17 protein-coding genes and 2 riboswitches are annotated in these 19207 nt (G+C 37.4%); of the genes, 12 read left to right on the top strand and 5 right to left on the bottom strand.

Annotated features, from left to right (window positions below; genetic code table 11):
* Positions 1-138 precede the first annotated feature (138 nt).
* The 7 genes from preA (at position 139) to AAJG31_RS06225 (ending at position 8682) form a co-directional block, all read left to right on the top strand.
* Entirely contained in the window at positions 139-1401 is a 1263-nt protein-coding gene (gene preA / locus AAJG31_RS06255) for an NAD-dependent dihydropyrimidine dehydrogenase subunit PreA (RefSeq protein WP_048389894.1), read from the top strand.
* A 124-nt stretch (positions 1402-1525) separates the two neighbouring features.
* The gene (locus AAJG31_RS06250) at positions 1526-3040 is read left to right on the top strand and encodes an NCS1 family transporter (RefSeq protein ID WP_054550729.1); all 1515 of its coding nucleotides are present in this window, start codon (positions 1526-1528) and stop codon (positions 3038-3040) included.
* A gap of 45 nt (positions 3041-3085) precedes the next feature.
* Entirely contained in the window at positions 3086-3295 is a 210-nt protein-coding gene (locus tag AAJG31_RS06245) for a hypothetical protein (protein WP_016995612.1), read from the top strand.
* A gap of 246 nt (positions 3296-3541) precedes the next feature.
* The gene (locus AAJG31_RS06240; RefSeq protein ID WP_257961404.1) at positions 3542-4915 is read left to right on the top strand and encodes an amino acid permease; all 1374 of its coding nucleotides are present in this window, start codon (positions 3542-3544) and stop codon (positions 4913-4915) included.
* 152 nt (positions 4916-5067) lie between these two features.
* The gene (locus AAJG31_RS06235) at positions 5068-6462 is read left to right on the top strand and encodes a spore germination protein (RefSeq protein WP_053075663.1); all 1395 of its coding nucleotides are present in this window, start codon (positions 5068-5070) and stop codon (positions 6460-6462) included.
* 28 nt (positions 6463-6490) lie between these two features.
* Positions 6491-7573, top strand: a complete 1083-nt coding sequence (locus AAJG31_RS06230; protein ID WP_054550732.1) for a GerAB/ArcD/ProY family transporter — start codon at positions 6491-6493, stop codon at positions 7571-7573.
* Entirely contained in the window at positions 7570-8682 is a 1113-nt protein-coding gene (locus tag AAJG31_RS06225) for a Ger(x)C family spore germination protein (protein WP_054550733.1), read from the top strand. The genes AAJG31_RS06230 and AAJG31_RS06225 overlap by 4 nt, the downstream gene beginning before the upstream one ends.
* A gap of 36 nt (positions 8683-8718) precedes the next feature.
* Here AAJG31_RS06225 and pgeF read toward each other — a convergent pair whose 3' ends face one another.
* Entirely contained in the window at positions 8719-9483 is a 765-nt protein-coding gene (pgeF, locus tag AAJG31_RS06220; protein WP_279494488.1) for a peptidoglycan editing factor PgeF, read from the bottom strand.
* 157 nt (positions 9484-9640) lie between these two features.
* Here pgeF and AAJG31_RS06215 point away from each other — a divergent pair, with 157 nt between their 5' ends.
* The 4 genes from AAJG31_RS06215 to AAJG31_RS06200 all read left to right on the top strand — a co-directional run bounded on the left by AAJG31_RS06215 (position 9641) and on the right by AAJG31_RS06200 (position 13306).
* Positions 9641-10270 carry a hypothetical protein gene (locus tag AAJG31_RS06215; protein WP_279494489.1) on the top strand — a complete coding sequence of 210 codons (630 nt, stop codon included), beginning with the start codon at positions 9641-9643 and terminating at the stop codon, positions 10268-10270.
* A 171-nt stretch (positions 10271-10441) separates the two neighbouring features.
* A complete protein-coding gene (locus AAJG31_RS06210; protein WP_279496444.1) occupies positions 10442-11101 on the top strand; it encodes a CAP domain-containing protein in 660 nt (219 codons plus the stop codon).
* Positions 11102-11402: 301 nt separating this feature from the next.
* Complete coding sequence (locus AAJG31_RS06205) at positions 11403-12383, top strand: VanW family protein (RefSeq protein WP_066037647.1); 981 nt, start codon at positions 11403-11405, stop codon at positions 12381-12383.
* 98 nt (positions 12384-12481) lie between these two features.
* A complete protein-coding gene (locus tag AAJG31_RS06200; protein ID WP_048389914.1) occupies positions 12482-13306 on the top strand; it encodes a methyl-accepting chemotaxis protein in 825 nt (274 codons plus the stop codon).
* A gap of 46 nt (positions 13307-13352) precedes the next feature.
* Here the strand turns inward: AAJG31_RS06200 and AAJG31_RS06195 are convergent, their stop codons facing one another.
* From AAJG31_RS06195 to AAJG31_RS06180, 4 genes are all read right to left on the bottom strand, one after another.
* Positions 13353-13970, bottom strand: a complete 618-nt coding sequence (locus AAJG31_RS06195; protein WP_048389915.1) for an HAD-IA family hydrolase — start codon at positions 13968-13970, stop codon at positions 13353-13355.
* Positions 13971-14178: 208 nt separating this feature from the next.
* A complete protein-coding gene (locus AAJG31_RS06190; RefSeq protein ID WP_083225374.1) occupies positions 14179-15564 on the bottom strand; it encodes a DHA2 family efflux MFS transporter permease subunit in 1386 nt (461 codons plus the stop codon).
* A 365-nt stretch (positions 15565-15929) separates the two neighbouring features.
* Positions 15930-16706, bottom strand: a complete 777-nt coding sequence (locus AAJG31_RS06185) for a YibE/F family protein (RefSeq protein ID WP_279494493.1) — start codon at positions 16704-16706, stop codon at positions 15930-15932.
* Positions 16703-17827, bottom strand: a complete 1125-nt coding sequence (locus AAJG31_RS06180; RefSeq protein WP_066037650.1) for a YibE/F family protein — start codon at positions 17825-17827, stop codon at positions 16703-16705. Before AAJG31_RS06180 ends, AAJG31_RS06185 begins: the two co-directional genes overlap by 4 nt.
* 220 nt (positions 17828-18047) lie before the next feature.
* Positions 18048-18173, top strand: a riboswitch (FMN riboswitch).
* Between the two features lie 221 nt (positions 18174-18394).
* Here AAJG31_RS06180 and tnpA point away from each other — a divergent pair.
* On the top strand, positions 18395-18871 hold the full coding sequence (gene tnpA, locus AAJG31_RS06175) for an IS200/IS605 family transposase (protein WP_115673398.1): 477 nt from the start codon (positions 18395-18397) through the stop codon (positions 18869-18871).
* 150 nt (positions 18872-19021) lie between these two features.
* Positions 19022-19147, top strand: a riboswitch (FMN riboswitch).
* The last annotated feature ends 60 nt before the right edge of the window (positions 19148-19207 follow it).

Here is a 19207-nt window from a genome sequence, read left to right as displayed (position 1 = left end):
CAAATGGGTTTATACAGGCTGTTAATCCCCCATCTGAATGATTACATTAGCTTTTGAAATGGGGGTCATACAGCCTGTATCTGGCACTATGCTTTCAGTTGACAAAAGATTGTTAGTACGGATAGAGGGGGAACTTATATGGCAGACTTACGCATTAATTTAGCGGGCATCAAATCGCCGAATCCATTTTGGCTAGCATCTGCTCCACCAACGAATTCAGGCTATCAAGTACAACGTGCATTTGAAGCGGGCTGGGGTGGCGCAGTTTGGAAAACGTTAGGAGAACCGATTTTAAATGTGTCTTCCCGTTTTGCAGCAGTTAGCTATAATGGCCAACGTGTGGCAGGCTTTAACAATATTGAATTAATTACGGATCGACCATTAGAAGTGAATTTACAAGAAATTTATGAGACGAAAAAGAAATTTCCTAATCACGCAATTATTGCCTCGTTAATGGTGGAACCAAAGCAAGAAAAATGGCATGAAATTGTGAAACGAGTAGAAGATGTGGGGGTTGATGGTCTTGAGCTTAACTTTGGTTGTCCACATGGGATGGCAGAACGAGGCATGGGTTCTGCCTCTGGTCAAGTCCCTGAATTGGTGGAAAAACAAACGTACTGGGTAAAGGAAGCGGCGCGTACACCTGTTATTGTTAAACTAACGCCCAACATTACGGATATTACCGTGACGGCGGAAGCGGCAACACGAGGTGGAGCAGATGCTGTGAGTATGATTAATACGATTAACAGTTTAGCTGGTGTTGATTTAGATTCTTGGAATACAGTACCACATGTGGCTGGAAAAGGAGCTCATGGGGGCTATTGTGGTCCAGCAGTTAAACCAATTGCACTGAACATGGTTGCAGAATGTGCTCGTAATCCATTAGTCAATGTACCGATTTCGGGCATCGGGGGGATCTCCAATTGGCAAGATGCAGCGGAATTTATATTAATGGGTGCGACAGGCGTACAGGTATGTACAGCAGCAATGCATCATGGCTTTAGTATTGTGGAGGATATGATTGATGGGCTGAATAACTACTTAGATGATAAAGGTCTAGCTTCAGTCATGGATTTAGTTGGTCGCTCTGTACAAAGGTATTCAAACTGGGGTGATTTAGATTTAAATTATAAAATTGTCGCAGAAATTAATAATGATGTTTGTATTAATTGCAATAAGTGTCATATTGCTTGCGAGGATACATCCCATCAATGTATTGACCTTTATACGGAGGATGGTCGCCCAATGCTAAAGGTTCGTGAGGAAGACTGCGTAGGCTGTAATTTATGCTCAATTGTTTGTCCTGTCGATGGAGCCATTTCAATGGTTGAACGCCCATCTACAATTCCGCCAATGACATGGAATGAACGCCAATCACTTCTTAGCAGTCTATCAAAATAAAGGACCGTTGTTCATTTTTGAATAAAGATTAAAATCGAAATTCCACCTTCCTTCAGCATTTTGGGTGAAGGAAGGCACTTCAAGTAGGTTGTCACGGAAATTAGAAAAAAAGGAGAGAAACATTATGGAACGTGAAGGGAATTATTTAAAATCCCCAGATTTACTTCCAGTGACACATCAACAAAGAAATATTGGAACATTTGGTTTTGCGGTGATTTGGATAGGAATGGCAATTGTATTAGCGGCTTTTGCCATTGGTGGTTCGGCTATCATGAATTTATCCTTACCAATGGTGATTGTGGCAACATTGGTAGGTTCTTGTTTAATTGGCGTCTTTATGACGTTAATTGGTGACATAGGAATAGAGCATGGATTATCTTTCCCTGTTTATATGCGTGCACCATTTGGCACATTCGGTACTCATATACCTTCCCTTGTACGTGGTGTTACAGCTGCCTGTTGGTTTGGTTTGAATACGTATTTTGGTGCATTAGCGATAAACGGAATTTTAAATTTATTGTTTGGCTTTGATAATTGGTTTATCTGCTTCCTTGTGTTTGCAGCGCTTCAACTCTTTAATACATCTCTTGGTATTAAATCCATTGAACGTTTTGCTGATTTAGCAGCCCCTGTCATTATTTTAATTTCTTGTTGGATGTATTACACATTGGCAGATAATGCAACATCTCAGGGAAAAAATATTTGGACGTGGGTGGAAACCCCAACAACAGGCTTCGCTGCTTTTACCGCCTTTATGGTAGTGGTGATGGCAAATATGGGCTTTTGGGCAACCTTAGCAGCAGATATGCCATCCTTGTCCCGTTTCTTTAAAGCACCCAAAAATGAGCGTAATTGGTTCAAGCGTAATAAAACACAGCTTGTAGGCTCTTTAATTGTCATGCCCATTACAAACACATTCATTGTTACGATTGGTGCAGTTTGCTATATGGCAGTTGCCTCGGCAGACCCAATTAATGCCTTACAGCAAAGTGCAAGCGGCTTTATTCTTGGAATTCTATTGCTGATGATTGTATTAGCACAATGGTCGACAAATACCTCTGCCAACGTTGTACCAGCAGCTACTATTTTCTCTAATATCGGTGGACCGAAAGTGCCATTCTGGGTAGGGGTAGTTATTGCAGGAATTATTGGTATTCTTGCACAGCCCTGGAGTCTATTTGATGTCATGGTCAATGTCCTATTAATCATTGGCGGTATTTTAACAGCGATTGTAGGTATTTTATTTGCTGATTACTACCTGATTCGTAAACGACGCGTACATGTAAAAGAGCTTTATGAATTAGATGGGCAATTTAAATATTATAAGGGCTTTAATATGGCTGGGTTAATCGCCTGGGTAATCGGTGGTGCAGTTGCCAATATATTTTCAACTTACTCTTCTTTAGTAGGGTTTGCTGTAGGCGCGATTGTATATTATGTATTAGCGAAGTATTGGTGGTTTAAAAAGTATCCACAAGCTGAGCTAGATGATCCGAGTGATGCCAAATATTTAGGTATTACTGTCGGACATAATTTAGACGAAATATTTGGCCAGCCAACAGCTCCAACGGCGACTCCGGATGAAGATGAACTGGTGGAGCAACCAGATCCTCTGTTAGAGATGAAGGGTGCCGAGTAAGTGAGACAACATCAAGACATTTTCAAAAGAAGGTGAGGTGATGGCATGTCTGAATTCCAACAAAGCACAGAGGAAATTCAAAAAGTAGATCATTATTTAGATAGTGGCTTTAAAATCAAATATGTCTACGAAAATTTAAGTGGGATGTTTGTAGAATTTGCACGTCAAGAAGAAGTGACTTTGCTACAAATTCTAACAGCAGATGCACGTAAATACTTCTCTGCAAAATTACAGGAACAAACTTTATTACAATAACGAAGTAAACTCTATTCCTTTCGACTTGAACGGAATAGAGTTTTTTGAATTTTCTGATTTAAATTATGTTGAAGTAACATCATATTTCGTATAAATCGTCGTTATTACCTATTTTTTGTTATTGCTATTAAAATAGCAATATTTTTTGTTTTTCCTAAAAATACATTTGTCTTTTTTAGAAAAATTGATTATTATTTTAAAGTAAAAACATCGTAGAAAGAACAACAGGAAAAGAGGCGTTATGGAGTGGCCAATAAGGAATTGAAAAGAGGATTAGAAGCACGTCATATTCAAATGATTGCACTTGGCGGTACGATTGGTGTTGGGCTCTTTATGGGCTCAGCAAGTGCTATTCAATGGACAGGACCTTCTGTACTCCTTGCCTATGGTATTGCAGGTATTTTTATTTTTTTCATTATGAGGGCAATGGGTGAGATGCTTTATATGGAGCCAAGTACAGGCTCTTTTGCCACATTTGGCTATAAATATATTCATCCTTTAGCAGGGTATTTAACAGCGTGGAGTAACTGGTTCCAATGGGTTATTGTTGGGATGTCTGAAATTATAGCAGTAGGAACGTATATGCAATATTGGTATCCAGAATTACCAGCTTGGATACCTGGTCTAATTGCAATGGTGATTTTGGGTGTGGCAAACTTCATTTCTGTCAAATCGTTTGGAGAATTTGAATTCTGGTTTGCGATGATTAAAATTGTTACGATTATTTTAATGATTATTGCAGGGGTCGGACTCATCTTCTTTGGCTTTGGCAATGATGGAATAGCAATCGGCTTATCTAATCTTTGGAGTCACGGTGGCTTCTTTACAGGTGGCTGGACAGGATTTTTCTTTGCCTTATCTTTAGTCGTTGCTGCCTATCAAGGGGTGGAGCTCATTGGGATTACAGCAGGAGAAGCAAAAAATCCTCAACAAACGATTACGAATGCCATCCAAAGCATTATTTGGCGAATTTTAATTTTCTATATCGGTGCAATCTTTGTCATTGTTACAGTGTATCCTTGGGATGAGCTTGGCACAATTGGTAGTCCTTTCGTTGCGACATTTGCTAAGGTAGGTATCACAGCTGCTGCAGGTATTATTAATTTCGTCGTCATCACAGCTGCAATGTCAGGGTGTAACAGTGGAATCTATAGTGCTGGACGTATGTTATATACACTTGCTATGAATGGACAAGCACCAAAATTTTTCGCAAAGCTTTCTAGTAATGGTGTGCCTTTATTTGGAACAGCGGGCGTATTAGTTGGCTTAGTCGTTGGTGTTATTCTAAGTTATATTGCCCCTGAAAACTTATTTGTTTATGTGTATAGTGCAAGTGTTTTACCAGGGATGATTCCATGGTTTATCATTTTAATAAGTCAAATTCGTTTTAGAAAAGTAAAGGGAGCGCAGCTAGCAAAGCATCCTTTTAAAATGCCGTTCGCACCGATTACAAACTATGTAACAATCATCTTTTTAATCATGGTACTAGTCGGCATGTGGTTCAATGATGATACACGCGTGTCATTAATAGTGGGCATTATTTTCTTGATCCTCGTAACCATTAGCTACTACGTATTTGGTATTGGTAAAAACCGATACAGCAAAGATTCTATAGAATAACCTTTAAGGATGTATCTCTAATTGGGATGCATCCTTTTTGTATGGCTATTTTTGCTAGCACAATTTTTACATAATTAAATGAAAAAAAGACAAACTACTAAAAATTGAATGATATTGACTGGTATTTATCGGAACAAAAGGGGTGGAGAAAAATGAACGAGATACCCGAGCAGATTGTCGCTAAATTAAAGCAGGAGATTAACGAAGTCGATGACGTAAAACTGAAAATGATCGCTACAGAAGAAGGGGATGTGACGGTCATTTATTTCTCCTCACTCATCGAAAAAATGACCTTACAAACCATGGTGACGATTCCACTAGCTAATAATTTGAAACAAATTCATCAAATGGCTCAATATGTGGACCCGAAAGATGTGAAAGGTGTCGTTAAAAAATTGAATGCTGGGCAAACCCTTCTTTTTTTTCACGAAACCAACGCCTTATTAAGTGTCGATACGTATAGTGCGCCTACAAGGGCCATTACGGATACGGAAACAGAGTCGACTGTAATCGGTCCACAGGATGCATTTACAGAATCACTGGAAACGAATATATCGTTAGTGAGAAGACGGATTCAAAGCTCCATGCTAAAAAATGAAAACCGAATTGTTGGGTCAGAAGCCAATATTAAAATATCGATTATGTATATGGATAATATCGTGAGCCATGAAAATTTAGATGATTTAAGAAACCGTATTGACCAGGTAGATTATCCGTTATTTACGGATATATCCGTGTTGAAGCAATTAATTGAGGATAATCCATTATCGCCCTTTCCTCAATATTACATGACAGTCCGTCCAGATAGTATTTGCCGTTATCTTCTGGATGGTAGAATCGTCGTTTTTATGGATAATAGTCAACTAGCCATTGTCTGTCCCACTTCTTTTTTTGAAATGTTCGTGTCGATTGAGGATTACTACAACCGTTGGACAACAGCATCTTTATTAAGGATGCTGCGCTTTTTTGGTTTTTTCTTAACGATCATGATTACACCAATGTATATATCAGCCTTAACCTTTCATCCAGAAATTTTGCCATACGAATTATTACTAAATCTTCAAGAATCAAGAAGTAAGGTACCATTTCCACCACTGATTGAGGTATTATTTATCGAGCTTATAATTGAAGTGTTGCGAGAAGCGGGCTCTCGAATGCCTGCCAAAGTCGGACAAACCATTGGTATCGTAGGAGGTATTGTAATTGGTACAGCGGCCGTAGAAGCTGGATTACTCAGTAATATACTCATTGTGTTAGTCGCTACCTCAGCACTACTTTCCTTCTTACCGCCTATTTTCTTAATGAGTAATACTAGCCGATTTATTCGTTATATTTTTATCTTATCAGCAGGTTTATTTGGCTTGTTTGGACAGATGCTCGCCTTTGCGTGGTTAATCCACCATTTATTAAGTCTCAAATCCTTAGGAACGCATTATATGACACCTGCTATTCCAAGAAAGCCAAGCGATTTATTGGATAGTGTCATCCGATTTCCAACTAAATATATAAGAAGTAAGACTGGTATTTCAAAAGTACAGAAAAAATAGTGTCAGAATGAGAATGAGGTGGTTAACTTTGAATACAACAAAAGGAAAGGTGTTAAATCGTTATCATGTCATCTTCTTAGCGCAAAGTATTATGATTGGTACCGGTATCCTTTCGCTCCCTCAGAAATTAAGTCCTATGGGCTACACACAATCATTTATGCCTCTTCTCTTTGGTGTGATTGCTAGCCTGACACTATTTGCGATGGTATGGCTTTGTTCAAAGTTTCCCAATGATGATTTATTTCGAATGAATGAAATATTATTGGGAAAATGGCTCGGAAAATTTATAAATCTACTCGTCATTATTCAATTTATTGTTTTTAGTGCAGGGATTATTAGTAATTATATGCACTTAATTCAAAGTACAGCATTGCAGGAACAAACCATTACCATGCCTGTCCTTTGCTTTTTACTTCTACTTATTTATATTGTAAGTGGGGGTATTAAATCTATTGCACGATTTTGTATAATGACATTTTTTATTACCATTGGATTATTCTATTTTACGCGCTGGGCCATTGAAAAAGGTGATCCAAGTCATTTTTTGCCTCTATTTAATTTTACGCCTAAGGAATTTTATGAAGCGTTAAAGCAAGGATATTTTTCTATCCTTGGTTACGAATTAATTCTATTTTATTTTCCATATATCATCGATCAAAAAAAGGCATTTCGTCATTCCTTAATCGGTATTTGGATTAGTATATTTTTATGCTTTATCACAACAGCTATTAGCGTCATGTATTATTCAGAGTGGCAATTAAAAAATGTAGAGTTTTCAGTATTAAACCTATTTAAGGCAGGAGAATTTACCTTTATTGAGCGAATCGATATCATTGGCATTACGCTTTGGGTTTTTCTAATCTTATCCTCGATTACAGCCTATGTATGGTGTGCAAAAAGGGGTATGGATACCTTCCTTAAAAAGAAAAAGCAAAGTTATCAGTTGTATATCATCGCCTTGATCATTTTCTTTATTGTAAAAATGCCCTTTTCGCGTGAATTCCAAGAAAAATTATTTATGGCAAGTAACTATGTAGGCTATGTGCTGGTAAGCTGGCCAGTGTTTTTAATCCTGATATATGTTATTCGAAAAAAGCAGGTGCAGGTATGAAAAATAAACGTCTATGCATCATTTCTTTTTTGATTTTCGTTTTACTTGCAGGCTGTTCTAAAAAAGAAATAAAAGTTCCTCTAGAGGATGTTGGGATGGTAGATTCGATGGCTTTTGACTATATCGATGAGAATCAGATGAGACTCACAGTAGCGATCCCCCAATATTCTCCAGACGCAGAAAAAGACACACAAACTTTTTCTATCACAACAGATTTAGTATCAAGCGGCATCGTGGAAATAGAAAAGCAATCCGATAAGAAAATAGTCTTCAATCAATTGCGAGTTGTCTTAGTAAACGAAGATTTTGCGCGGAAAGGGAATGTTCGAAAAATTGTTCAGCACTTATATCGCAATGCGGAAGTAGGTAATAAAGTATTGATAGCTGTTGTGAAGGATAATGCGGAAGCGATTTTAAAAGGAGATTATCCTGATAAGCCAAGTATTAATTTTTATTTGAACAATCTATTAGAGCCGAGTATCAATACTGCTTTTAACCCCAATACCAATATTCATGATTTTATGTACTCGATTACAAATCCTGTAGTGGATACAGTATTACCTTATGTTGAAAAACGAGAGGAGAAATTAGAGATTAAAGGCGTTGCCATATTTAAAGGGAATCAGATGCATGAATTAATTAAACCTGAGGAAGCACTAGTTATTCAAGCTTTAAGTGGACAGAAAAATCTTGCTCCTTTGCACCTTGATTTAAATGCGGGACATGGAGAAGAAAAGGTAATGATTGATTTAATCGAGAGCAGTGTGAAAAAAGAGAGTAATAAAAATATGGAATCACCCAAATTAACGATTTTCTTAAAAATAAAGGGTACTTTAAGCGAATATAAGGGAGAAAGAGAATCACATTTATTTACAGTTGAAAGTATAAGTGATTTGGAAAAAGATGTGAATAAACAGCTGGAACAGGATATTAGTGAATTTTTAGCGCGATTAAATAAAACAGAGGTAGATCCAGCTGGCTTAAGTGAAGAATTTAGAATGTATCATCATGGAAAATGGACATCGAAAAAAACAAGAGAGCTTATTAGAAAATTAGACGTGAAGGTCCATGTAGAAACGTCCATTATTAGTACAGGTACTTTAAAATAACAGCAAAGACCCATTCGATAAGAAGGGTCTTTGCTGTTATTGTGTTTTTCGCATAATAAAGCTTAAATGTCTTCCGGCTTGTTTATCTTGACGATAAGAAAAGCCATCGGGACTAAGGAATGTACAGGTTTCATCAATTTGTATTTGATTCACTGGAATACCCGCAAGCTCACATTGCTTTTTGACTGTCTGCTGATTATCAATATGGTATTTTTTCGTTTCTGCATTGTAATACATAAATTCTTCGGCATAACCAAGACTGTGAAATTTTTCATATACATCTGCGTCTACCTCAAATTTCTGCTGACTCAGTGCCATACCGATTTGAACATGAAAGTCCTCAGGTCGACACTGTTCTTCATTCATAAGATGCTGAAACAGTTTGGGTGTTATTTCTTTGACTGTTCCTTGCCATCCCGAATGAATCACACCGACGAGTCCATTCACAGCATTATAAAAAATAACGGGCACGCAATCTGCTGTAAAACTACATAATAGTAAGTTGGGCTCAAGTGTATAAAGCGCGTCTGTATTCTTCACCGCTGTATCCATTTGCGCAGCTCCTCGTCCTTGATCGGCTAATGTGACTTTATGAAAGTTCGCACTATGTGTTTGCTCTGTACAAATAAAATTTTGTAAATCACAGTTCAATGTCGCAGCTAAATGCTGACGATTGTTAATGATAGCTTGAACATCATGGCAACTATGCAAAGCCATATTATTGTGTTCAATCTCCATCTCATCTTTTAAGGTCGTTCCTGCGATATATTGCTCATTATCTATATACATTTTTATTTTCATTTAATCACCTCGTTTTACTATATAGGATCGCTTGTGGAATGTATAGGTTGCCGTTTTTTACTATTTAGCACTCCTTTACCCGTCTATCAAACTTTTAGACATAAAGAATCGATTTCCTCATATAGTAGAAGGAATGCTAGAGAGGGGGAGAGCGTGAATGTTGAGTGAAAAAGACATATTATTAATTTGCCAAGTAGGAATGGGTCTTTTTTGGATTTTTACATATATACTTGTTATTTACAAAGGATGGCAAGATAAAACCTATGGCATGCCTTTGGTCGCTATTTGTGCCAATATTTCATGGGAATTTATCTTTGCCTTTTTCTACCCACAAAATGACCTGCAACGCTATATTACGCTGATTTGGTTTGTATTGGATGTCTTTATTTTGATGCAATTTTTACGTTATGCTCCAAATGAATATCGAAAGATGCTATCAAAAAAGCTATTGTATTTCTCCTTTTTGATCACGTTAATCTTTAGCATGCTGATCATTTTAGGTATAGTCTATGAATTTCAAGATTTCGAAGGAAAGTACGTAGCATTCTTTCAAAATCTTATGATGTCAGGTCTATTTATTGCTTTACTCTTGCAAAGAGGGAATTTAGCTGGTCAATCCATGGGGATTGCAGTTTGTAAGATGGTGGGTACATTATTTGCAGCGGTTGGATTTTATCTATACTTCCGCACACCTTTAATTACCATTATTTCTGTAGCAACGCTCTTTTATGATTGGCTCTATATTCTCTTAATTTATCGATTACAGCGTAAGCAATTAGCAAAATAGGATATTTTGTGCAGCAATTGATCACTGAATCTATTAGTAATGTATGCCAATTACAAACATATTGCAACTTGATGACAATTCCAATGGGAAAGAATAGCGAGAGAAAGGGCTTTAACCAAACATATGGCGAGCTTGTCATACAATTGTAAAAATCCTTCCAAATATTTTGTGATGATTATGGCTCAGAAACTATTTACGATAATGGTAGAGCAATTAGGAAGGGTGATTAAAAAAATAAAAAAAGCAGCACTAGCTTCAGTAGTAGCAACTTCATTATTAGTGCCAGTTGCGGCAATGGCCGCCGAATCCTATACAGTGACATCTGGCGATACGCTATGGAAAATAGCATTAAAAACAGAAACGGGTGTACAGGAATTAATTGATGCCAACCCACAACTCGCTAACCCAAATCAAATTTCTCCAGGTCAAAAAATTAACGTCCCTGTAAAAGAACAGGCAACAGTTGAACAAGAGGTTGTGAAACTTGTCAATGCAGAACGGGCAAAAGCAGGTCTTCCAGCATTGCAAGAAGATTGGGAGCTATCAAGGGTTGCTAAATATAAGTCGCAAGATATGCAGGATAAAAATTACTTTGACCACACAAGTCCAACATATGGTACACCTTTTACCATGATGAAAAACTTCGGTATTACGTATAAATCTGCTGGTGAAAATATCGCGAAGGGCCAACGCTCCGCACAGGAAGTTGTAACGGCCTGGATGAACAGTGAAGGACACCGTGCCAATATCCTTAATAAAAGCTACACACATATTGGTGTAGGCTATGTACAGGAAGGTAATTACTGGACACAAATGTTTATTCAAAAATAAAAAAAGAAAGAGTATCTATTGGCTTTTGTGATAGCTAGTAGATGCTCTTTTTCGCGTTAAATTCTAAAGTATACCGTATTGGAAGCGTATATTACTTCTTCTAGAATTAATCCCCCTAAATCATTAAAAGGTTAATTAAGTACAAGAATACACATCAAACTATCTTTAGATATGTCAGGCTAAGGATAATGTAGCGTGTTTTTGCTATCTTGACAAATAAAAATAACCAAAAAACAACACACTATGAGCAATAGACGAATAAGATGTCTCTGTAGTATGAAGATAGAGGTGGTGTTTATGGTTGAAAAAGAAGTGGTTAGCTACATGTTGCGTTATCTGTATGACGGGTCTCGTAGGTTGTGAAAAAACAGCAGTCTCTGATAACAAGCTAGAACAAGAAATTCAACAACGTGAGGAAATAAAGCAACCTGTTACATATGAACAAGAACAAATGATTGATCCTATTGTAGAGGTTGTTGATCCAACTACGAGTAAGGTACTTAAAACAATATCTCCAAAGGAATTTGGCTTCGATACGGACCCACAAGCCTATCAAAAGCATATCGAACAATTAGCAAGGGAATGGGCAAGAGGAACGGACACATCAAATGGCTATGATCAGCGTATGATGCTTGATCGATTGGATGAAAACGGGCAAGTGATCAAGGGGAAGCCGCAAATCATTTTAAAGGAAAGTGAGCTAGTGGAGCGTATTATCGAAGCTTCTGCGACTGGCGGTCAGGTAGAAATGCCGCTCTATATAACAGAAAGTGGCTATTATTTTGAGGATCTTCCTTTATTAGAGGAAGTGGTTGTTGCATCTTATACAACTTATTTCAATCGTGCTGATTTAGGAAGAAATAAAAATATTGAGCTCTCTGCTAGAGCCATTCATAATGTGATTGTAGGCAGTGGCGATTATTTTTCTTTTAATACAATTGTAGGCCCAAGAGATGAGGCAAATGGCTATCAACCCGCACCTGAAATTATTAATAAGAAGGTAGTCATGGGAATTGGTGGTGGAATCTGTCAAACTTCTTCAACCTTGTTTAATGCAGTAGACCAAATTCCCGTCAAATATGTTGAGCGTCATCATCATTCGTTAGATGTAGGATATGTCCCAAAAGGAAGAGATGCTACGGTTTCTTATGATACGTTAGATTTTAGGTTTCAAAACTCAAATGATGTACCATTTTTAATTAAGGCAAGTTATGGAGAGAATTCTCTAACAATTGAAATTCGAACGGCAGAAAAATATGTAGAATTATTGAAAAAATCATAATGTTGTAAGGAGACACCACTGGACGTTGGTGTCTTTTTTCGGATCGCATGCTATAGTTAAATTGATACAGTTAAGGAAATTTTAGGGGGAAAAAGACAATGCATCCTAAACTACAAGCAACTATTGATTCGATTGATTTATACCAAGCAACTTACCCAGAGGATGCTTGTGTCATCGTGGCAGATACGGAAAAAGTGCTTGCCTACAAACCAGGAAAAAAGGTTGACTTAAAAGTTGGGGTTGGTGACCCAGTACATAAATATCGAGGTACAGCAACAGAAATAGCGTTAAGTTCAGGGAAATTTGTGAAAGAGGAGCGTAGCGCAGAAGGTTTTGGTATGGCCTATATCGCCTCTGCCCAGCCTATTTTTGAAGGAGGACGTATTATTGGCGTAGTAAGTGCCATTATTTCGAACGAAAAAATGGATAGTATGCGTCTATTGGCAACTGAGCTTTCGAGTGCTGTAGAAGAAATGACAGCTACAAATGAAGGATTAGCCACTGCCAGTAAGGATGTATCCAATCGTTTGGAAGAGCTATCTAATTTCGCGGAATCGATGACAGGCGATATTGAACAAATTAATGTGATTGTCCATTTAGTAAAAGATTTAGCTATGAAATCGAGAATTCTTGGTCTAAACGCATCGATAGAAGCAGCACGTTCAGGTGAGCATGGGCGTGGCTTTGCGGTGGTCGCTTCTGAAATACAAAAAATGTCCCAGAGTAGTACAGAAAGTGCTGATAGCATAACTGTGCAACTAGAAAATATTAAACAATCCATCGATCAGGTCAATGCATCAACAAATCAAATTGCTGCGTTTACACAGCAATTTGCTGCGAGTATGCATGAATTAACAGATGCCTACAAAGGGGTTAATAGTACAGCAGAAAAGCTAATGCAAATTAGTGACATCAAAGGATAGGCATATAAAAAGGATAATAGACAAGTGCTATTATCCTTTTTCATGATTAAATGATCTCTAAAATTTCCTGTGGTGTTGAGACACTGTATTCAGGTTCGTCATTTTGCACGACTTCTTTGGCATCATAGCCCCATTCCACCCAAATAATTGGTATACCGGCTTTCTTACAAGCAACAATATCCCTTTGCTCGTCTCCAATGTATACGACGTTAGACGAGTCGACATTTGCTTCCTTTAAAAACTTTTTCATTACTTTGTCCTTACCAAAAATGCGGTTGGAGCAAAGGACATCTGCTACACAATGAATACCGTTCATTTTAAGAAATTCTAAAATATTCTCTTTAGAGTTTGAGGAAATAATCAGGATTTTATAGCCTCTTTTATCAATCTCTATTAAGAGTTCTTTCATTCCTTCAAAAAGATGAACATCATTTAATGATTGACGATACAATTTATAAAATTGCGGTAAAATCATAGGCAACTTATACATTGGAAAGTCGAATAATTTACTGCGTTCTGAAATTGATAATTTTTTTAATGTATCAATTTCCTTTAATTCAATGCCTTTAAATTTATATTTTTGGGCTAAAGTATTCCATGCTGAGGCAAACACAGCAGTAGAATCTGCAAGCGTCCCATCAAAATCAAAGATAATATGCTTCATTGCAAACTTTCTCCTTTTTCATCTCGTTGTATTGACGTTCTATGCTAAAAAATTTTACATGGAATGGGCATCTAGTATTCTTGAAATAACAACCATTTTGAGCGTACGTAAACATCTTATGGTAAATATTATCAGAAAATACGGCGATTGCAATGAAAATGGTACAACAAAAGGAGGTGTCTCAAAAGTCCATTGAGACACCTCGACATTATTGTGTTTTTTTCAAAAAGAAGGAGAGTATGACATTGATTATTGCCAGAACAAAACTGATAGAAAAGACAAAGGCCGAACCTGAAGCTGCTGCTTCTTGCGTATTAGTTGTTATGTCACTTAGGAGGTGCTGTTGTTTTGCTGAGAACAACGACACCATCACAGCAATACCAATTGCACCAGAAACTTGCTGAGAGGTTTGTGTAATCGCAATGCCATCTGGAAAGTATTGTCTTGGTAAGGCATTCAGCGTATTTGTTTGAACAGAGGCTAATACCATTCCAACACCAAGCATCATGATAATATGCGTTACGACTAATAGCCAAGTAGCTGTTTCTGTACCAGATAAAGCATAAAGTCCATACCCGATTACAACAAGTATAGTGCCAGGCGTAATGACTGCACGAGGGCCATATTTATCGAAGAATTTACCAATTGTAGGGGCTAATATACAGTTTAATAGACTACCAGGAAGCAACATTAAACCTGTCCCAAAAGCCGATACGAAAAGGACCATTTGCATATACATAGGAAGCACTACCAGCATAGACAACATATTGAAGAAGGTAATCATATTCATAAGAAGACCTAACACGAACATGGGGTATTGAAACGCTGTCAAATTTAACATCGGATGTTGCATTTTCAATTGACGTATTACAAATAAACATAAGGCGATTACACCTAGCAAAATGGTGCCTAGTACAGTAATATTTGACCAGCCTAAATCTCCGCCAGCACTGACACCATAAACGATGCCACCAAAGCTAATGGTAGATAAGAGAATGGACCAAAGATCAATAGCCAGCTGCTTTATTTCATTTACATTAGGAATAAAGATAAAGCCAAAAATAATGGAGAATAATAGGAAGGGGATGGTAACCCAGAATATCCAGTGCCAGGACAAACTATCTAAAATCATCCCAGCCAAGGTTGGACCGAAAGCGGGTCCAGCTAAAATAACGAGACCCATTACGCCCATAGCACTACCACGATTATTAGCTGGGAAAATTGTGAAAATCACATTTTGCGTTAAAGGTAATATAATCGCAAGTCCTGCTGCTTGAATAATACGTGCTAAAAGTAGGACAGCAAAAACGGGTGCGACTGCGGCAAGTATAGTACCGATTATCGAAAAGAGTAAAGACGCCATAAACATTTGGCGAGTAGTAAACTTTTGCATTAAAATGCCTGTTACAGGTACTAAAATGCCTAATGTGAGAAAGTATCCTGTTGCAAGCCATTGGATGGTTGTAGCGTCCACATCGAAGAGCAGGCTTAGCTCTCCAAGTGCAATATTTAATGCTGTCTCACTAAACAATCCTACAAAGCCAGCTACTAAGAGAGCAGCCATAATCGGACTTGTTTTTATTTCTTTATTCACAGTAAAAGCTCCTTTAATAAATGTTAGACGATCATAGGAGATTAAAATACAGAATATTTAGAAATTAATAGACGAATTTCTAGCAATCTTTTATTTTCTGCACAATAAAATGACCATGACGATGTTATCGTGATGTGGATTATCAGCGATCGTTTTTCCTATTAGCCAGTACACCTCCACGATACTGGCTTTTCTGATTTTTACTATAGCAAAAAAATTTTCTCGAATGTAAGTATTAATTCTAGCTTCATCTATACGATTTCACAATTTGGACAAACATTTTTGACATAGCATTCATTTTTTGAATGAATTAGAGGAGAAACGACGAGCACCTATCACAAATGCATGATAGGTACTGGTAATTTTTATAAAAGTTTTTCTGTTTTTTCGCGTGTTCGAATTAAATAAAAGGCATTGATGCAGGCGGCAATCGGAATAATCAATGCAATGCCGATTCCTGCACAAAAAATGGTTGTCATTTCGGCACTAAAAACCTTGGAGTTAACAATTTCCCCAATCGAATAGGAGAGGTCCTTGAACCAGATTAATAAGCTTAAATAGCCACCAAAGAAAGCAAAAAATAACGTATTGGTATAGGTTCCTAATATATCTCTTCCTATGCTTAAGCCAGCTGTAAATAATTTTTTTCTACTAATCGAAGGATTGCGATAAAAAATCTCATGCATAGAGGTAGCGATGGAAATGGCTACATCCATAATGGCACCTATCGTACTCATAATGATGACTGATGCACCAATCTGCACAAAATTAACACCAATGTAGAGAGAAAAGATGCTGATTTCTTCAGTTGATTCTTCGCCAAACCCTTGGATCATCGACTTTTCCGTTACAAAGGTAATAAAGAGTAGTAACACACCTATCGTCACCATCGTCGAGATAAAGGCTGTAATGGTTTTACTGTTTGTTTTATTGATATAGAAAAGACTAATACAGCTAATGACCGTACAGGCAATAAACGTCAAGATGATGGGGCTATTTTTAGGGTTTGTCATTAAAAAAATGGTGACAAAGAGCACACCAAAGTTTAGGAATAAAGAAAGAAATGAGCGTATCCCCTGTCTACCGCCGACAAGTACCATTAACACGAATAATATAACTGCTAATAAGACGACAACATTCATCCTTGAACCCTCTTTCGATTAATGAAAAATATAGCGGTATACTGACTGATAGGAATCGTAAGGACAACACCAATACCCCCTGCTAAGGCACGGGCTAATTCTAAAGAAAGATTTAAGGACAATGTAAGCCCTAATGTGGAAGAATTTTTTAAATAGAGAATAATCATAGGTATGGAGCCGCAAAGGTAGGCAAAGAATAAGATACTTGTAATGGTACCCATAATATCTTTACCGATTTCATGTCCCGAAGATTTAAGAGCCTTGACAGAGATTGTAGGATCTTGCTCGTATAAAGCAAAAATTGAGGAAGCCATTGTAATAGAAACATCCATTACTGCCCCAAGTGAGCCAATAAATAAACCTGCCATAAAGACAGTACGATAAGGACGTGTTAAAAATTGCATTTCTTCATAACGAAGACCATTTTCACCTGTCAACCACATTACAATAGAGCTTATGATAAGCGCTATAACAGTGCCTAAAAGTGTGGACACGATGGCTACATATGTTTTTGTATGCAATCCACTAATAAGTAGTAGCGAAATAATCGTAAATAGCAGGGCGCAAATGCCGCTGACTAATAACAGGCTTACGCCCCCATGCTTCACATAAAGATCTAATGCGAATGATAAAATCACAGCATTGACACTCAAACTAATGATAGAAAATAAGCCTTGTCTTTTACCTACAATAAGTAGGGCAAAAATAAAAATCCATGCAATCATTACCATGGTTTGATCTCGTTTTAAATCGAGAATGGTTCCTGTTAAAACAGATTGTGTTTTGCGATCATCTAGCGTGACAAAGATTTCATTGCCTACATGGTATTCTTGATCAAAAGCACCAGACGAAGAATAGTCATTCGTCAAATGAATGGATTGCCCCTTATGCTGACCATTTTTGATAATGGCCATAATCTCCTGTGTAAACAAAAAATCCTCATTTTCATACATATCTGTCATGGGTTCTGATGCTGTTACATCCACTTGCGTTATTTCCGCTATCGGTCGATCATAAAATTGTTCGTTATGATGTACGAAAACGATCGAAACCCCACAACAGAGTGCTAATAGGGCATAGAAAATAGCTTGTTTAAAAGGTATATTTTTAAAAAATGTCAAGTAAATGACCTCCAAACTGCTAGACTGAATAGTCACTTGTAAAGGAACGTTTTTTTGATGAAGAAGTTCCATAAACAGGTTAAATGTCATCATTTTAATAATATCTTTTACATTTTTCAAGTCGAGTCAGAGCTGTTTAAAATTTATGCTTCGAAAAAAATTTAAAAAGAAGGATGGATAATATAATAAAATAGTGTTATCGTAAGACTAGCTAAATAAAAATATTCTTCGGGGTAGGGTGAAATTCCCGATCGGCGGTGATGAAGCAATTCAAAGTCCGTGAGCGCAAGCTGATTTGGTGCAAATCCAAAACCGACAGTTACAGTCTGGATGGGAGAAGGGTAAAAATGCGAACTTTTTAAATTGATACTAATTTAGAAGGTTTATTTGACTATGCATTTATTACAAAACTTCCCAATCATCTTGTGGGAAGTTTTTTTGTATATTTTGAAAACCCCTTGCTATGCGAGGGGTTCCAAAGAGCTTCTAGCTATGGACAAGAAAAAAACCCCAGCCGTACAATGAAATCAGGTCTGGTCAACCGACTTCGTACGAAAGGGGCTCCAAATGGATAATAAAAGTTTAGCACACACGACATGGAATTGTAAGTATCACATCGTCTTTGCGCCAAAATATAGAAGGCAGATTATTTATGGACAAATCAAAGCAGATATAGGTAGAATTCTTCGCCAGTTATGTGAAAGAAAAGGAGTAGAAATCATTGAAGCCACAGCCTGTCCTGATCACATTCATATGTTGGTGAGTATTCCACCAAAAATAAGTGTTTCATCGTTTGTGGGTTATTTGAAAGGGAAGAGTAGTTTAATGATATTCGATCGGCATGCGAACCTGAAATACAAATATGGAAATAGGAAGTTTTGGTGTCGCGGATATTATGTAGATACAGTAGGACGAAACAGAAAAATCATACAGGAATATATAAAAAATCAATTGCAAGAGGATATACTTGAGGATCAAATGACCATGAAAGAATTCATTGATCCATTTACAGGAGAAGAAATACAAGCAAAAAAGCGAAAATAATAAAACCACTTTAGTGGTAGCGTGAAAACGGAGTGCGGTTGGCGGACCTTTCAGTGTGTCTTTAGACATGGGCCAGTACCCCAGCGTTTCACGCGTAGAGCAAACCACCAGTTAGACTGGTGGTTCTGATTTAGCTACAATCGAATAGAAGATGTTCTTCGGGGTAGGGTGAAATTCCCAATCGGCGGTGATGAAGCAATTCAAAGTCCGTGAGCGCAAGCTGATTTGGTGCAAATCCAAAACCGACAGTGATAGTCTGGATGGGAGAAGAACGAATGAGATGACGGTCTATGAAAAAATTGTTTTCAAATAGGCTTATTTGTTGATGTCTTATAC

The sequence above is a fragment of the Lysinibacillus sp. BS3 genome (assembly GCF_039614735.1).
Taxonomy (GTDB): Bacteria; Bacillota; Bacilli; order Bacillales_A; family Planococcaceae; genus Lysinibacillus; species Lysinibacillus capsici.
Note: the sequence above shows the minus strand (reverse complement) of the source record. Positions and strands in the feature narration are given on the sequence as shown.